Origin of the sequence: Sphingomonas sp. ABOLE (assembly GCF_003950455.1) — a bacterium.
Classification (GTDB): Bacteria; Pseudomonadota; Alphaproteobacteria; order Sphingomonadales; family Sphingomonadaceae; genus Sphingomonas; species Sphingomonas trueperi.
In genome coordinates this window covers 13,442-27,977 of record NZ_QQWY01000016.1, presented here as the reverse complement: position 1 = coordinate 27,977, position 14,536 = coordinate 13,442, and the positions used below count along the sequence as shown (strand labels likewise).

Annotated in this window: 12 protein-coding genes; 7 read left to right on the top strand and 5 right to left on the bottom strand. The window is 69.3% G+C overall.

All coding sequences use genetic code 11. The annotated features are described in order from the left end of the window. Window positions 1-8: 8 nt before the first annotated feature. From CA234_RS11585 to CA234_RS11575, 3 genes are read left to right on the top strand one after another with little or no spacing between them, the layout of a single operon-like run. Window positions 9-785, top strand: a complete 777-nt coding sequence (locus tag CA234_RS11585; RefSeq protein ID WP_126001757.1) for an ATP-binding cassette domain-containing protein — start codon at window positions 9-11, stop codon at window positions 783-785. Next, on the top strand, window positions 782-2,221 hold the full coding sequence (locus CA234_RS11580; protein WP_126001756.1) for a DUF3526 domain-containing protein: 1,440 nt from the start codon (window positions 782-784) through the stop codon (window positions 2,219-2,221). Before CA234_RS11585 ends, CA234_RS11580 begins: the two co-directional genes overlap by 4 nt. Then, entirely contained in the window at window positions 2,218-3,489 is a 1,272-nt protein-coding gene (locus CA234_RS11575; RefSeq protein WP_125974342.1) for a DUF3526 domain-containing protein, read from the top strand. The genes CA234_RS11580 and CA234_RS11575 overlap by 4 nt, the downstream gene beginning before the upstream one ends. Here CA234_RS11575 and acpA read toward each other — a convergent pair. Together acpA and CA234_RS11565 are read right to left on the bottom strand one after the other, a co-directional pair. Next, on the bottom strand, window positions 3,476-5,125 hold the full coding sequence (acpA, locus tag CA234_RS11570; RefSeq protein WP_241213470.1) for an acid phosphatase: 1,650 nt from the start codon (window positions 5,123-5,125) through the stop codon (window positions 3,476-3,478). The genes CA234_RS11575 and acpA overlap by 14 nt on opposite strands. Window positions 5,126-5,204: 79 nt before the next feature. Continuing rightward, entirely contained in the window at window positions 5,205-5,669 is a 465-nt protein-coding gene (locus CA234_RS11565; protein ID WP_241213469.1) for a MerC domain-containing protein, read from the bottom strand. A 162-nt stretch (window positions 5,670-5,831) separates the two neighbouring features. On the opposite strand from CA234_RS11565, the gene CA234_RS11560 reads away from it, so the two are divergent. Together CA234_RS11560 and CA234_RS11555 are read left to right on the top strand one after the other, a co-directional pair. Then, a complete protein-coding gene (locus CA234_RS11560) occupies window positions 5,832-6,455 on the top strand; it encodes a DUF1826 domain-containing protein (RefSeq protein ID WP_125974340.1) in 624 nt (207 codons plus the stop codon). Next, complete coding sequence (locus tag CA234_RS11555; protein WP_125974338.1) at window positions 6,452-7,603, top strand: GTP-binding protein; 1,152 nt, start codon at window positions 6,452-6,454, stop codon at window positions 7,601-7,603. The genes CA234_RS11560 and CA234_RS11555 overlap by 4 nt, the downstream gene beginning before the upstream one ends. 17 nt (window positions 7,604-7,620) lie before the next feature. Here CA234_RS11555 and CA234_RS11550 read toward each other — a convergent pair whose 3' ends face one another. Continuing rightward, the gene (locus CA234_RS11550) at window positions 7,621-9,594 is read right to left on the bottom strand and encodes a M1 family metallopeptidase (protein ID WP_241213468.1); all 1,974 of its coding nucleotides are present in this window, start codon (window positions 9,592-9,594) and stop codon (window positions 7,621-7,623) included. Window positions 9,595-9,692: 98 nt separating this feature from the next. Here CA234_RS11550 and CA234_RS11545 point away from each other — a divergent pair, with 98 nt between their 5' ends. Then, window positions 9,693-9,968 carry a metal/formaldehyde-sensitive transcriptional repressor gene (locus CA234_RS11545; RefSeq protein ID WP_010543460.1) on the top strand — a complete coding sequence of 92 codons (276 nt, stop codon included), beginning with the start codon at window positions 9,693-9,695 and terminating at the stop codon, window positions 9,966-9,968. A gap of 9 nt (window positions 9,969-9,977) precedes the next feature. After that, complete coding sequence (dmeF, locus tag CA234_RS11540; protein ID WP_126001755.1) at window positions 9,978-10,904, top strand: CDF family Co(II)/Ni(II) efflux transporter DmeF; 927 nt, start codon at window positions 9,978-9,980, stop codon at window positions 10,902-10,904. Here the strand turns inward: dmeF and CA234_RS11535 are convergent. Both CA234_RS11535 and CA234_RS11530 read right to left on the bottom strand, forming a co-directional pair. After that, entirely contained in the window at window positions 10,885-12,345 is a 1,461-nt protein-coding gene (locus tag CA234_RS11535; protein WP_241213467.1) for a PepSY domain-containing protein, read from the bottom strand. The genes dmeF and CA234_RS11535 overlap by 20 nt on opposite strands. Next, the gene (locus tag CA234_RS11530; protein WP_126001754.1) at window positions 12,332-14,500 is read right to left on the bottom strand and encodes a TonB-dependent receptor; all 2,169 of its coding nucleotides are present in this window, start codon (window positions 14,498-14,500) and stop codon (window positions 12,332-12,334) included. The genes CA234_RS11535 and CA234_RS11530 overlap by 14 nt, the downstream gene beginning before the upstream one ends. Between the last annotated feature and the right edge of the window lie 36 nt (window positions 14,501-14,536).

Here is a 14,536-nt window from a genome sequence, read left to right as displayed (position 1 = left end):
TCGCATTCATGTTCCGATCATCTACCTCCCGAAGCCGAGGAAGCCCCGTGACCGCTGTCGAACCGCCGATCCTGCTCGATCAACTGACCCTCAGCTATGGCCCGCACCGGGTGCTCGACGCGCTATCGCTCGCCGTCGCGGCCGGTAGCATCACGGCGCTGCTCGGCGGCAACGGCGCGGGCAAGTCGACGACGCTCTCGGTTCTGCTGGGCTTTGCGCGCGGCGATGCGGGCCGGGCCGCGGTTTGCGGGATCGATCCCGGCACCGACCCGGACGGCGCGCGCCGCCGGATCGCCTATCTGCCGGAAAATGTGGCGCTCTACGAGCATCTGACGGCGGTAGAGAATGCCGACTATCTGCTGGCGCTGTCCGGCCAACGTCAGCCGCGCGGGGCGATCACCGACGCGCTGGCCGCCGCCGGGCTGCAGGAACGCGCCTGGCACCAGCGGCTCGACGGCTTCTCCAAGGGCATGCGCCAGAAGGTGGCGATCGCGGTGGCGCTGCTGCGCGCGGTGCCGGTGCTGCTGCTCGACGAGCCGACCTCGGGGCTCGACCCGCGCGCCACGGCGGACTTCAACGCGCTGGTGTTGCAGGTGCGCGATCGGGGGACCGCGGTGCTGATGGTCACGCACGACCTGCTCTCCGCCGCCGACGTGGCGGACCGCATCGCCTTTCTGGAGGCCGGCCGCGTCCGTTACGAAGTGCTGGCGGAAGGACCGGATCGCTTCGATGTCCGCGCGCTCCACGCCCGCTTCCAGGCCGGCGAAGCGCAGGCTGCGGCATGAAGGTCGTTCGCCTGATCGCCCGCGACGAGCTGCGGCTGATGCTGCGCAACCGCGTCGCGATGATCGCCTTTGCGCTGCTGGTGCTGCTGACGCTGGTGGCGGTGGCGAGCAGCTGGTCGCACCAGCGCGGCATGGCCGAGCTGCGCGCGCGGCATGCCCAGGCGGCCGAGGATGCGTTCCACGCCCAGCCGGACCGGCACCCGCACCGGGTGGTGCATTACGGCCATTTCATCTTCCGCCCGCTGGGGCCGCTGGCGGCGTTCGACCCCGGCGTCGACGCGTTCACCGGCAACAGCATGTTCCTGGAGGGGCACCGGCAGAACACCGCCAATTTCGGCGATGTCCGGCAGAGCTCGCTGCTCGTCCGCTTCGGCCAGCTCACCCCGGCGTTCGTGCTGCAGGTGGTGGCGCCGCTGCTGCTGGTTTTTCTCGGCTATGGTGCCCTCGCGCGGGAGACCGAACGCGGCACGATGCGGCTGCTGATGCTGCAGGGCGTGACGCGGCGGCAGATCGTTGCCGGCAAGCTGCTCGCGCTCGCCACCGTGGCGATCCTCGCGGCGCTGCCGGCGCTGCTGGGCTTCGCACTGATCGCCGGCCAGCCGGGCGCGCTGGCGCTGCCGATGCTGGTGATCGCGCTGGGATACTGCGTCTATCTGGCGCTGTGGGTGGTGCTGATCCTGCTTGTCTCGGCGCTGGTCCGCCGCAGCCGTGACGCGCTGCTATCGCTCGTCGCGCTCTGGGCGATCGCGGTGGTGCTGCTGCCGCGCGTTGCCCCCGATGTCGCCAGCGCGGCGGTGCCGCTGCAGAACCGCCTCCAGACCGATGTCGCCATCGCCCGCGACCTCCGCCGGATGGGCGACAGCCACAATCCCGACGATCCGCATTTCGCCAAGTTCAAGCACGCGGTACTCGCGCGCTACGGCGTGACCCGCGTCGAGGACCTGCCGGTCAACTACAAGGGGCTGCTCGGCGTGGAGGGCGAGCGGCTGACCACGGCGCTCTTCGATCGCTATGCCGGCCAGAGCTACGCCGCGCAGGCACGCCAGAACGCCATCGTCGAAACCGCCGCGGTGCTCAGCCCGGCCATCGCGATCCGCTCGCTGTCCATGGCGGCCGCGGGTACCGATTTTGCGGGGCACCGCAGGTTCCTCGAACAGGCCGAAGCCTATCGCTACGCGCTGGTCCAGCGGCTGAACGCGATGCAGGCGGAGAAGGTGCGCTACAGCGACGATACCGCCGAGGATGCGGGTGCCGATCGCCGCAAGCGCGTCTCGGCCGCCAACTGGCAGGCCATGCCCGATTTCACCTTCGTCGCGCCGAGCGGCACCGCGCTCGCCAAGGCAGCGCTGCCCGGGCTGGCCGTGCTGCTCGCCTGGCTGGCCGTCGTCGGCCTGCTGCTCGCGCTGGCGACCCGGCGCCTGGGAGCCTTTCGATGACCCTGTTCCTGCACGAAGTCCGGCTGCTGCTTCGCCAGCGGCTTACCCTGTTGTCGCTCGCGCTGCTCGGCCTCCTCACCGTGGCTGCGCTCGCCGCGGGCATGGCCGAAGTCGCGCGCCAGCGCGCCGCCATCGCGGCGATCCCCGCCGCGCAGGCGGAGGATATCGGCGCGATCGCCGCCTGGGTCGATCAGAAGAAGGATGCCGGCAGCGCCGCCTATTACAGCTTCCACGCGACCTGGGATCCCCCCGCGCCGCTCGCCTTCGCCGCTTTGGGGATGCGCGACGTGGCACCGTACATCCTGCGGGTGCGGGCGCTGGGGCTGGAAGCGCAGATCTATGACGGCGACACCTTCAATCCGGAGCTGGCGCTGCCCGGCCGGTTCGACTTCGCCTTCGTCCTCGTCTTCCTCTCGCCGCTGTTCGTGATCGCGCTGTTCCACGATCTCGTCTCGGGCGAGCGCGAGGCCGGGCGCCAGCGCACGCTGGAGGCGCTGCCCCGGGGCGGCGCGGCACTTTGGCGGCGGCGGACCGCGCTGCGGCTGGGGCTGCTCTGGGCGACGCTCGCGCTGCCCTTCGTCGTCGCTGCCGTTGTGGAAGGCGTGGGCGCGCCCGCCATCCTGCTCGTGCTCGTGGTGATCGCGGCCTATCTGCTGTTCTGGGTCGCGCTGGCGGCGCTGGTGGGCCGGCTGCGCTGGAGCTCGGTCGCCAATGCCGCGACGCTGGCGGCGGCGTGGCTGGTGCTGGTGCTGATCGTGCCGACGCTCGCCAACGTGCTGATCAACCAAACGGTCCCGGTCGACCAGGGAGCCGAGATCGCGCTCGCGCAGCGCGATGCGGTCAACCGCGCCTGGGACATCCCGCGCGAAGCGACGATGCGGCGCTTCTATGCCGCGCATCCCGAATGGGCGGATTCGCCGCCGCTGGGGTCGCAGTTCCACTACAAATGGTATTTCGCCTTCCACCAGAATGGCGACGAAGCTGTCGCTTCGCGGGTCCGCGCCTATCGTGCCGGGCTGGAGCGGCGCGATGCGGCGGGCAGGGCGCTGGGCTGGCTGCTGCCCTCGGTGGGCGTGCAGGCGCTGTTGACGCGGCTGGCGGATACCGACCTGGCCGCCCAGCTCGCCTATCAGGACCGCATCCGCGCCTTCCACGCGCGGCTGCGGGCCTTCTACTACGACTATCTTTTCCACGATCGACCGTTCGGCAAGGCGGACTTCGACCGTGCGCCGCGGTTCGCGTCGCCCGAGACGCTCAGCCGATCGTAAGCGCGCCGGTGAGGTCGCCCGGCGCCGGCCCGCCTGCGGCGACCATCGCGCGCTCGCGTTCCACCAGGCCGGGCAGCGGGGGCAGGCCGAAGCGCCGCGTGAGGAAGCGCGCGATCGAGCCGGTATCGTAGACGGTGTGGTCGACATGGCCGCGCTTGGCGAAGGGGGAGACGATCACCGCCGGGATGCGGGTGCCCGGGCCCCAGCGATCGCCCTTGGGCGGAGGCACATGGTCCCACCAGCCGCCATTCTCGTCGAAGGTGATGACGACCAGCATCTTGTGCCATTGCGGGCTGCGGCGCAGCGCATCGACCACCACCGCGATATGCTGGTCGCCGGCCTCGACGTCCGAATAGCCGGCATGCATGTTGAGGTTGCCCTGCGGTTTGTAGAAGCTCACCGCAGGGAGCGTGCCGGCCGCCGCGTCGGCGAGGAAGTGGTTGGTGCGCGGCGTCTCGCCTTCGCCGGCGTCGCGCAGATGCTTGGCGCGCGCCGCCGTGCCGGGCGCGAACTGCGCGAAATAGTTGAGCGGCTGGTGATGGGGCTGGAAGTTGGGGCGGCTGGGGAAGCTGCCGTCGTTCGCGTGGCCCGCCAGCGCGGCGGCCCAGCCGCCGGCATACCAGGCCCAGGACACGCCCTTGGCGGAAAGCACGTCGCCGATCGTCGCGTGGCGCTGGGGGACCATCGTCTTGGCGTCGCTCCAGTCGGCATAGCCCGGCCGCTCGGGATCGAGCTGGTAGGTCGGCGCATAGGGCGGCAGCATCGTGTTGACCGACCAGAAATCCGGGGTGAGCGAACTGGGGACGAAATCGGGCGGCCCGTCCAGCGCGCTTTTGGGCGAGCTCGGCTTCAGCTTTAGACGTATGCCGGTCGTGTCGTTGCCCTCCACCTGCGCGATGCGGCCGCGTGCCGGGCCCTTGTCCGCATCGGGATAGAAAGGCGGGCGGGCGGCGACGAGATATTGGTGGTTGAGATAGGAACCGCCGAACGCCCCCATGAAGAAGCGGTCGCACAGCGTGAACTCGCGCGCGATCTGCCACAGGCGGAGTTTCGCCGAGGCCTCGCCATAATGGCCCATCACCAGCGCGCCGCTGTCCCCCCAGGCGACGAAGCCGTCGTTGCGGCCGCCGTTGATCTGCAGCTGGTTCTGGTAAAAGGCGTGGACCAGGTCGCGCGTCACCACGCCGTGCGGCAGCGGATCGCCCTCCGGCGTCGCCAGCGCGAAGGGCGCGTTGGCGAGCGGCGGCAGATCGTCCGGACCGATCTTGTAGCGGCGATGCTCGACCACCTGCTCGTCGGGCACCATGCCTTCCCAGATCTTGGGCAGCGCCTTCAGCACCGATCCGTCGCGATCGCGCTGGGCGGTGCGGGCAGGCGCCGCCGCCGCGAGCGGGTCGGCGAGACCGGGGAAGCCGGCGAACAGATTGTTGAAGCTGCGGTTCTCGGCGTAGATCACGACGACGGTCTCGATCTCGGTCAACCCTCCCGCGCCGCGCCCGGCGGCTTCGGACGGCGCGGCCGCCAATACCCCGGCCATGCCGACCGCGCCGAGCAGCGCGCGCCGCTCGGGATTCGCGACGGCGTCGGGGGCGGCAGCCCGTTCGGGGGCGAGGGTCTCGTCATCGTGCATCATCATGTCTCCGGTCCTCGCCCTGTGGCGTGGCGAGGTCCATGTGACAATATTCTATTACATTTATTTGTCGGTAGCCCGAGCGTCAGCACGCCAGATCGCAACGGCGGCGCCACGCGAGCGGACCGGCACGCCGTCGCCAGTTCGCGAGGTGCGCGCCGGCGAGGAGCAGGCTGCCGGCGACGGTGAGCCCGGTTTCGAACAATTCCCGCATCGGCAGCGCCACGCCGGCGGCGAGCGACGCCAGCCCGATTACCCCCAGGATCAAGGGCGCGGCTGCGCGGTGACGGCGCCAGCCGCCGCCGAGCGCGATCGCTCCGGTGGGGAGCGCAATCGCCAGTACCAGCCAGTGCAGGCTGTCGTGCGGCCCCAACCGCGCCGCCAGCGCGGGGAGCGCGGCGAGCAGCAGCGGCAGCACGAGGCAATGCAGCAGGCACAGCGCCGAGGCGCAGATGCCGAGCCCATCGAGCCTCCCTTGCCACCCCGCCGCTGCACGTCGTTCGTCCTGCACCATTCCTGCCTTCCCGCCGCGCTGCGGCTTGAGCCTCATCCATTTTACGGATAGAGATGATACATCATATCCTCAGTTCAAGGATCGTCGGTTGGTTTCCATCGACTCTGCCGGCCCAGGCCGCGCGACCAAGCGTTGTTTGAAGGCGCCGTTTCTGCGCAACCAGTGTCTCTCCAATGCCGCGCCAGGCGAGGTGTCGCTATGATCGCCGCTGCGGGGCAACGCACGGCTGCACCGGCCGTGGCGCTGGAGCGCGGCGATCCCGGCGTGCTCGAAGCCGTGGTGCGCCCGGAGGTACACCTCGCGATCTGGAACCGACCGCTGCCCCTGGCACTCGCCTGGCTGCCGCAGCTCGACTGGTCGAAGATCGACGACCTGGATTTCACGACGACGCTGGAGGCGCTGGAGGCGGACGTCGCCGAGGGGCTGGCGGAAGCCGGATACCCGGCGGGCGCCCGCGGCGACGCGCTCGCAGGGGAAATGATCGACCACGCCCGCCGTTTCGCCGCGGTCCAGCAGATCGACGCGCTCGCCATCCGGCTCGAGGTGATCGAGACCGACGCCTGCCACAAATTCCATGCAGACCATGTGACGGCGCGGCTGCTTACCACCCTGATGGGAACGGGCACGCAGTGGATTCACGGCGACGCCGGCCCCGACACGCCGATCCGCCAGATGCGCACGGGTGACGTCGCGATCTTCAAGGGCCGGCTGGCGACGGAGGCGTTGGCGATCCTCCATCGCTCGCCGCCGATCGGCGATACGGGGGAGACGCGCCTGCTGCTCGCGATCGATCCGGCTCCCGCGCCGAGCCTGCCGGAATGAGCGGCGTGATGGCGGGCGAACAGGCGCTGATCCCGATCAGCGTGCTCACCGGGTTCCTCGGCAGCGGCAAGACGACGCTGCTCAATCATCTGGTGCGGATGCCGGAGCTGCGCCGCGCGCTGGTGATCATCAACGAGTTCGGCGCGGTCGGCCTCGACCATGATCTGATCGCGCGGTCCAACGAGGACATGGTCGTCGAGATGATGGGCGGCTGCCTGTGCTGCACCATCCGCGGCGACCTGCGCGCCACGCTGCGCGATGCGCCCTGGCGGTTCGCGCGCGAAGGCCGCTGCTGGTTCGATCGCGTCGTCATCGAGACGACCGGCCTCGCCGACCCGGCACCGATCCTGCACACGCTGATGACCGATCCGCAGCTGCGCACGCTCTACCGGCTGGACGGCGTGATCACCACGGTGGACGCGTTCAACGGCATGGCGACGCTCGACAGCCAGGAAGAAGCGGTGCGCCAGGCCGCGGTCGCCGATCGCATCGTGCTCACCAAGATCGATCTCCTGTCCAGCGACGCGCGGCGCGAGATCGAGGCGCGGCTGCGCGCGATCAACCCGGCGGCGCCGATCGTGCCGGTGCTGCACGGCGTGATCGAGGCCGACCGGCTGTTCGATGCCGGCCTGTACAATCCGGAGACCAAGAGCCTCGACGTGCAGCGCTGGCTGCAGGCGGAGGCCTATGACGCCGCACACGGGCACGGGCACGGGCATGGTGACCACCACCACCATCACCATCACGACGTGAACCGCCATGACGATCGCATCCGCGCGACCTGCCTGACCTTCGATGCGCCGCTGCGTGCCGAGGCGTTCGAGCGCTGGATCGACATCCTGACCAGCCTGAAGGGCGCGGACATCCTTCGCGTGAAGGGAATCGTGCACTTGCGCGATCATCCCAGGCCGGTGGTGGTGCACGGGGTGCAGCATCTGTTCCACCCGCCGGTGGAGCTGGACGACTGGCCCTCCGAGGACCGCCGCACGCGCATGGTGTTCATCACCCGCGACATCACCGCGGATCAGCTGCGCGGCACGCTGTCGCTGATGACGATCGGGCTCGATCGCTTCGGGCTGCAGGGATTGGTGGAGCAGATCCCGGCGCCCGGCGTCCCCGGCGGCGTGATCGGGGGCGGCTGGGCCTGACGGCGGCCGCCCCGATATCATCGTGCCACGTTGTTGCTCCGGTCGCGGTCGGGCAGCTTGTGGTCAGGATCGATTTCCGCGCGCACGACCCGCTGTGGTCCGGGCACGTACACATCGGTGCTGGCGGTGCGGATCCAGGTTTCGACCGGTAGCGCGACGTCGCGCTTCGAGCCGTCGGCAAAGCTGACGCGCAGCGTCGCCGGCATCACCATCGGATCGCGGTTCTCCACCGTCACCAGCGAGCCTTCGCCCTGCCGTGCCGGGCCGATCCGGGTGACCGCCTGGTCGAGCGTCCAGTTGTGGACATACCAGCCGCGCCACCACCAGCTCAGGTCCTCGCCGCTGGCATCCTCCATCGCGCGGAAGAAGTCGGCGGGCTTGGGATGCTTGAACGTCCAGGCGGCGATGAACCGGCGGAAGGCCGGATCGAACCGCTCCGGCCCGAGGATCTGCTCGCGCAGCAGGGTGAGGCCGAGCGCCGATTTGAAATAGGTCACCGCGTGCCGGTATTTCTCGGTCACCGTATCGGCGCGCGAGAGGATCGGCGGGGCATAGGGATCGGCGAGGACCGGCAGGATCTCGTCCACCGGATTGCCGCCGCCCTCGGCATATTCGCTGTCGCGCTTGGGCCCATATTCGCCGTGGTTGAAGGCATCGGATTCGTAGACGTCGATGAAGGTGTTGAAGCCCTCGTCCATCCAGGCGTCCCGCCGCTCGTCGAAGCCGACGATCATCGGGAACCAGCTATGGCCGATCTCGTGTGCGGTGATCCAGAACAGCTCGTTGCCGCTATCCTCGATCCCGTCGAACACGATGCCGGGATATTCCATGCCCGTCGCGATGCCGGCGACGTTGACCGCATTGGGCCAGGGATAGGGATACCAGCGGCGCGAGAACTCCTCGACCGCATGCTTCAGATATTCGGTCGAGCGGCCCCATTTGTCGCGGCCCTGGCTCTCCGCCGGGTAGACCGACATGGCCAATCCCGTCTTGCCGCCGGGCAGGTTCATTCGCGCCGCATCCCAGGCGAAGGCGGACGAGGCGGCAAAGGCGACGTCGCGGCTGTTCTCCATGCGGAAGTGCCAGGTGAGCGTGCCGTCCTGCCGGGGGCGGGAGGCCGGGGTGCCGATCTCGCCCGGTGCGATCACTTCGACCGTCGCATCGCTGGTCCGCGCCTTGGCGAGCCGTGCACGCTGGGTGGCGGTGAGCACGTCCTGCGGGTTCTGCAACTCGCCCGATCCCGCCACGATCATGCCGGCGGGCAGCGTCACCCAATAGTCGAAATCGCCATAGTCGAGGTAGAATTCCTGGGCGAGATAGGGGAGCGGATCCCAGCCGCGCAGATCGTCATAGACGGCCATGCGGGGATACCATTGCGCGATGTTGTAGACCTCGCCGTCGCGGGCCTTGCCCCAGGCCATGCGGCCGCCCCATTCGCCGGGAATGGTGAAATGGTAGCGGATGCGCAGGCTGATCTTGCCATGCGAGGGCAAGGCCGTCGGCAGCGACACCTGCATGCGCGTATCCGAAATCAGCGGCGTAACCGCGATCGTCTTGCCGCCGGACAGCAGCTCGACCGCCTCGATCACCATGCCGTCGGTGGTGCCGCCGGGCACGCGTCCGCTCGCCATCGCCCCGCGCGAGCCCGGCCGGTAGAGATTCTGGTCGAGCTGGAGCCACAGACTGTCGAGCCGATCCGGGCTGTTGTTGGTGTAGGTGATCGTCGCCGTCCCGCTGACACGCTTGGCGGCCGGATCGAGCGTCGCGTGGATCTGGTAGTCCGATCGGTTCTGCCAATAGCCGGGCCCCGGCAGGCCGTTCGCACCGCGAACCGTATTCGCCGGGCTGGGCAGCGCGAGCGGCGCGAAAGCCGTAGCGGGATCGTAGCGCGTCTGCGCAACCGCAGGCAGGGCAGCGAGGGCGAGCGCCCCGGCGAGAGGATAGGCCAGATGTTTCAGGGGAAGGCTCCGTTTGTCTCGTGGGGCAAGCATAGGAAGATGGGCCGCAACGTCCACTGCTTTGGCGCGTGGGGACAGGGGGCGTTCGGCCCCTTGCGGACGGCATAAATATAGGGGTAGGGGGTACCCCTATGAGTCACTTGACCGATGCCAGTCCCGAACTGATCGCGCGCGTCCGCCGGATTGCCGGACAGGTTGCCGCCGTGGAGCGCGAACTCGTTGCAGGCGCACCCTGCGGCAAGGTGCTCCATCTGGTGGCGGCCGTGCGGGGCGCGGTGAACGGGCTGGTCGACGAAATCATCGCCGAGCATCTCGAAGCGCATGTCGCCGGGGCGGGGCTGACCGACGAGGCGCGTGCCCAGGGCGCTGCCGATCTGCTGGCGGTGATCCGCCGCTACTCCAAATAGGATGCTGCCATGCTGACGGCCTCTGACGCTGCCGCGCTGAACCATAGCCATGATTTCCTCGGCGCCGCGCACGACGCGAATGCGCGGCGTACCCAGTGGGTCGTGCTGCTCACCGCCGGCATGATGGTGGGAGAGATCGCCGCGGGCTATGCGACGGGCTCGATGGCGCTGCTCGCAGACGGCTTCCATATGGCGACGCATGCGGGTGCGCTGGCGGTCGCGGCGGGGGCCTATGCCTTTGCCCGGCGCCATGCCGCGAGCGGGCGGTTCAGCTTCGGCACCGGCAAGGTCGGCGATCTCGCGGGCTTCGCCTCGGCGCTGGTGCTGGGGCTCGTCGCTGCCGGGATCGCCGGCGAGTCCGCCTGGCGGCTGTTCCAGCCCATGCATGTCGATATCGGCACGGCGACCTGGATCGCGGTGCTGGGGTTGCTGGTCAATCTCGCCAGCGCGCTGCTGCTGAGCGGCGGGCATCACCACCATCACCACCATGATCACGGGCACGCCCATGGCCATGACCATCACGGTCACAATCACGACAATAATCTGCGGGCCGCCTATGTGCATGTGCTGGCCGATGCGCTGACCTCGATCCTCGCCATCGCGGCGCTGCTGGCGGGGCGCCATCTCGGCTGGTCGTGGATGGATGCGGCGATGGGGCTGGTGGGCGCCGTGGTCATCGCGCGCTGGTCGTGGAGCCTGTTGCGCGACACCGCCGCCATGTTGCTCGATGCGACCGACGACCATGTCGCGGAAGAAGTGCGCGCGCTGGTCGAGGCGCCGGGCGATGCCCGCATCGTAGATCTGCACGTCTGGCGCGTCGGCCCCGAGGCGCGGGCGGCGATCGTCAGCGTCACCGGCGTTTCGGACACGGCGCTGGTCCGCCGGCGCCTGGCGCCCGTCCACGAACTCGCCCATCTCACGATCGAGACGCGCTGACGCGCAGGCGTCGCCAGCCGAGCACCACGCCGGTGATGCTGAACAGGAACCCCGCCGCCAGCGGGAGCAGCAGGAGGCGGCGCAGCGCGGGCCGTGTCGTCAGGCCGGGCACGTTGCCGGTGTGCAGCGCATAATAGACCCAGGCATAGGCGGCGCGGCTGGAGTCCATCACCGTCAGCAGGCGGCCGCTATTGCCGTCGACATACAGGTCCGGCGCGGCCGGGGCGCCCGATGGGATCCGCCAGGCCGAGCGTGGCCAGCCTTCGGCCAGCGCATAGGTCGCATCGGGATCGACCGGCAGAACGTGGGCCGCCGAAGCCTGCGGCCAGCTGGCGGCGACCGCACGCAGCACCAGCGCGCGCATCGCTGCGTCGTCGATCCGGCGTCCCGCACCGTCGACGCGTTCGACGGTGCCGTTCGCGGCCGAGCGCGTCAGGATCGCGCGGCAGGCCAGTGGGGTCACGCTGATCTCGGGCGGCGCACCGGCGGCCAGTCGCGTGGCGTCCACCTGCCGGAGCACATCCGCCAGCGGGCAACCGGCATAGGCCTGCGCCTGCGCGGTGGTGGGCGTCCCGCGCGAGAACAGCCGCCCATGGTCCATCGACAGCCAGCCGCTGACAATCCAGCCGAGCACGAACACGCCCGCGCCGAGTCCGAGCAGGTGATGCCAGCGCAGCCAGCGGCGGCGGAAGAAGGTCAGGCGCGGCGGATGGAGGCGCCGTGCCGCGAGCATGCGCACGATACCCAGGACCATGCCCGCGATCGCGACCAGCATGCAGACCAGCGACAGCCACCAGATGCCGGCATCCCAGGCGCGCCAGTCCTTGCGCAGCGGCGTCACATAGACCCAGTGCAGCACCGCCCCCGGCCAGTTCCATGCCCGTGCGCTGCGGCGGGTACGCTGGAGCAGCTCGCCCGAGCGTGCCGACAGATAGAGCTGTGTGCCCGCTGCGTCTTTCGCATCGAGGCGGTAGAAAGGGCGGGCCGGATCGAACCGGTTGTGCACCACCCATTGATCATAGGCGAACGGCCCGGTGGCGCTGGCTCCAGTGCCGAAGATCCGGCGCGCTTCGGCAAGTGCCTGAGCGGTCGAGAGCGGTGGGAGAATCGCACCCGTCCTCGCATCGATGGCCTGTAGGACGCCGCCGCCTTCTACGACATAGGCCGGGCGTCCGGCGCGCTGGACCAGTCGCAGCGTCTCCGCGCCGGGAAGCGCGGCTGCGGCCCGTACTGGTGGGACCAAGTCCGCGTGCGGTGCGATCGGCGCCTGCAGCGCCATTTGTGCGGCATGCGGCAGCGCCGGAAAGGGCTGGAACAGCATCACCGCGCCGCTGGCGAACCAGGCGGCGAAGATCAGGCAGGTGGCGACACCGAGCCACCGGTGGAACCAGACCAGCACCGCCAGCAGGCGCCGCGACAGGTGCGCATCAGAAGCGGGCAAGCAGGCTCACCTCGGCACGGCGTGGTTCCCCCAGCATCACCTGCGCGGGGTAGTAGATGTCGGCCCATTGCACGAAGCTCTTGTTCCAGACGTTGTTGACCCGCCCGGTCAGCGACAGGCGCGGGGTGAGCGCCCAGGTCGCATAGACGATGCCGGTCGCATAGGGGCGCAGCACGAGCGTGTTGGCAGTGTTGCCGAACCGCTCGCCGACGAACTTCACCCCGCCGCCCGCTTCGAGCGGCAGCCCCGCGATCTTCTGGACGCTGGTCCAGATATTGGCCGTCCAGTCGGGCACGTTCGGCGGCCGGTTGCCCGATGCCGCGACGCTGTAATTGGGATCGACGAAGTTGCCGTAACGGGCATCGACATAGGTGCCGCTGGCGGTGACCGCCCAGTGCGGCGTCAGCCGCGCCTCGCCCGAAAGCTCGAGGCCGCGCGAACGCTGGCGGCCGATATTGCTCACCGTGTCGATCGCGACCTGGGTCAGGATGTTGCGGCGTTCGATGTCATAGGCCGCCAGCGTCAGCGATCCGCGGCCGCCGAGCAGCGATGCCTTCACCCCCGCTTCGACCTGGCGGGAATTGGACAGCGCGAAGTTCTGGCCGGCATTGACCAGAAAGAGGTTCGCGCCGACCGGATCCTGGCCGGTGCTGTACGACGCATAGGCCGTCACCGCCGGCGTCAGATCGTAGACGAGGCCGGCGCGCCAGTTGAACGGCTTGTAGACGCGGCGGAAGCTGGAGCCCGCGGCGAAGCTGCCGTCGAGGTTGAAATTCTCGCGCGTTAGGAACAGCCGCTCGGTGCGCAGGCCGGTGACGAGCTTGAGCCTGGCCGTCAGGTCCAGCGCATCCTCGGCGAACAGCGCGATCTGGTCCCAGCGGGTAGGGCTCACCCGGCGGTCGAGCGGGCCGAAGCTGCCGCGCACCGGCCGCAGCAGGTCGACGCTGTCTCCGTCCGGGAAGCCGCGGCTGCGGACGAAATCGAGATGGCTATAGTCGAAGCCGACCACCAGCTTGTTCGACAGCCCGGCGAGGTGGTGGCGGAAGGTCGCGCTGCCCTGGTCGCCCACCAGATCCTGCCGGTGGAAGACGAAGAAGCGGTCGCGATCGATCCGCCCGGTGCCGGGATTGTAGGTGTAGTTCTCCGCGTTGATCCACTGGCGGTCGGCGTGGAAATAATAGGCGGTGTTGGCCAGCGTCACCGTGTCGGAGGGCGACCAGGTGACGGCAAGCCGCGGCCAGACCTGCCAGCTGTTCGCTCGGCTGTCCGCGACGTTGTAGTTGACGAAGCGGGTGCGGCGATCGACCATTGCGCCGCTCGCGCTGGTGAGGATGCCGGGGATCGGATCCGTCGCCGCGCCGGCGGGGAGGAGCGGGGTGCCGTAATAGGTCGACAGCCGATCGCGCAGATAGTCGACGCTGAGCTCGACCGAAAGCGTGCTCGACGAACGGTAGCGCAGCCCGCCCGTCACGTTGAACGAATGCGGGCCGGTATCGTCGACAAAGCCGTTCGAGCGGTGATAGCTGGCATCGACCCGCGCGGCGAGCGTGTCGCTCAGCACGCGGTTGCCGCCGAGGCCGAGGCTGACCGTGTCGAAGTCCCCATAGGCGGCGAGCGCCTGGCTGCTATTGCGCGCAAAGTCCGGGCGCTTGTTGACGATGTTGACCGCGCCGCCCACTGCACCTTGGCCGTAGAGCACCGAGCCGGGGCCCTTCAGAACGTCGATGCCCGCCAAGTTGAAGCTGTTGCCCGGCCGGTTGATCATGTTGGCGGGCCCCAGATACAGGCCGTTGTGCAGGATCGTGATCTGCTCGCCGGTAAAGCCGCGCATCGAGAAGAGCGACGGATCGCCCGGCGAGCCGCCGGAGATGATGCCGGGCAGGCTGCCGGTCGCTTCCTCGACCGTGCGGAAGCCGCGCGTCAGCATCTCGTCGGCGCCGATCCGGTCGAGCGTCGCGGGGGTTTCGCGGATGGATAGGTCGAGCCGGCTGCCGGTGGGTACGATCACGTCGAGCTGGCGGAGGCGCCAGCCGGTGACGGTGATCTCGTCGGCGGTGCTGCCGGGTGCTGCCCCCTGCGCCAGGGCAGGCGCCGCAGCGGTGGCGGCGAGCGCGAGCAGCGCCGTGCGCGGCAGGTGCCGCACCTTCATGGTCATGTCGAAATCCCCCTTGGAAAGTCTTGTAATGGGCGC

Bases quoted from the DNA above. Each gene is read 5' to 3' on its own strand.
- CA234_RS11585 (WP_126001757.1), top strand. From the start codon at position 9: ATGTTCCGATCATCTACCTCCCGAAGCCGAGGAAGCCCCGTGACCGCT.
- CA234_RS11580 (WP_126001756.1), top strand. From the start codon at position 782: ATGAAGGTCGTTCGCCTGATCGCCCGCGACGAGCTGCGGCTGATGCTG.
- CA234_RS11575 (WP_125974342.1), top strand. From the start codon at position 2,218: ATGACCCTGTTCCTGCACGAAGTCCGGCTGCTGCTTCGCCAGCGGCTT.
- acpA (WP_241213470.1), bottom strand. From the start codon at position 5,125: ATGATGATGCACGATGACGAGACCCTCGCCCCCGAACGGGCTGCCGCC.
- CA234_RS11565 (WP_241213469.1), bottom strand. From the start codon at position 5,669: ATGAGGCTCAAGCCGCAGCGCGGCGGGAAGGCAGGAATGGTGCAGGAC.
- CA234_RS11560 (WP_125974340.1), top strand. From the start codon at position 5,832: ATGATCGCCGCTGCGGGGCAACGCACGGCTGCACCGGCCGTGGCGCTG.
- CA234_RS11555 (WP_125974338.1), top strand. From the start codon at position 6,452: ATGAGCGGCGTGATGGCGGGCGAACAGGCGCTGATCCCGATCAGCGTG.
- CA234_RS11550 (WP_241213468.1), bottom strand. From the start codon at position 9,594: ATGCTTGCCCCACGAGACAAACGGAGCCTTCCCCTGAAACATCTGGCC.
- CA234_RS11545 (WP_010543460.1), top strand. From the start codon at position 9,693: ATGAGTCACTTGACCGATGCCAGTCCCGAACTGATCGCGCGCGTCCGC.
- dmeF (WP_126001755.1), top strand. From the start codon at position 9,978: ATGCTGACGGCCTCTGACGCTGCCGCGCTGAACCATAGCCATGATTTC.
- CA234_RS11530 (WP_126001754.1), bottom strand. From the start codon at position 14,500: ATGACCATGAAGGTGCGGCACCTGCCGCGCACGGCGCTGCTCGCGCTC.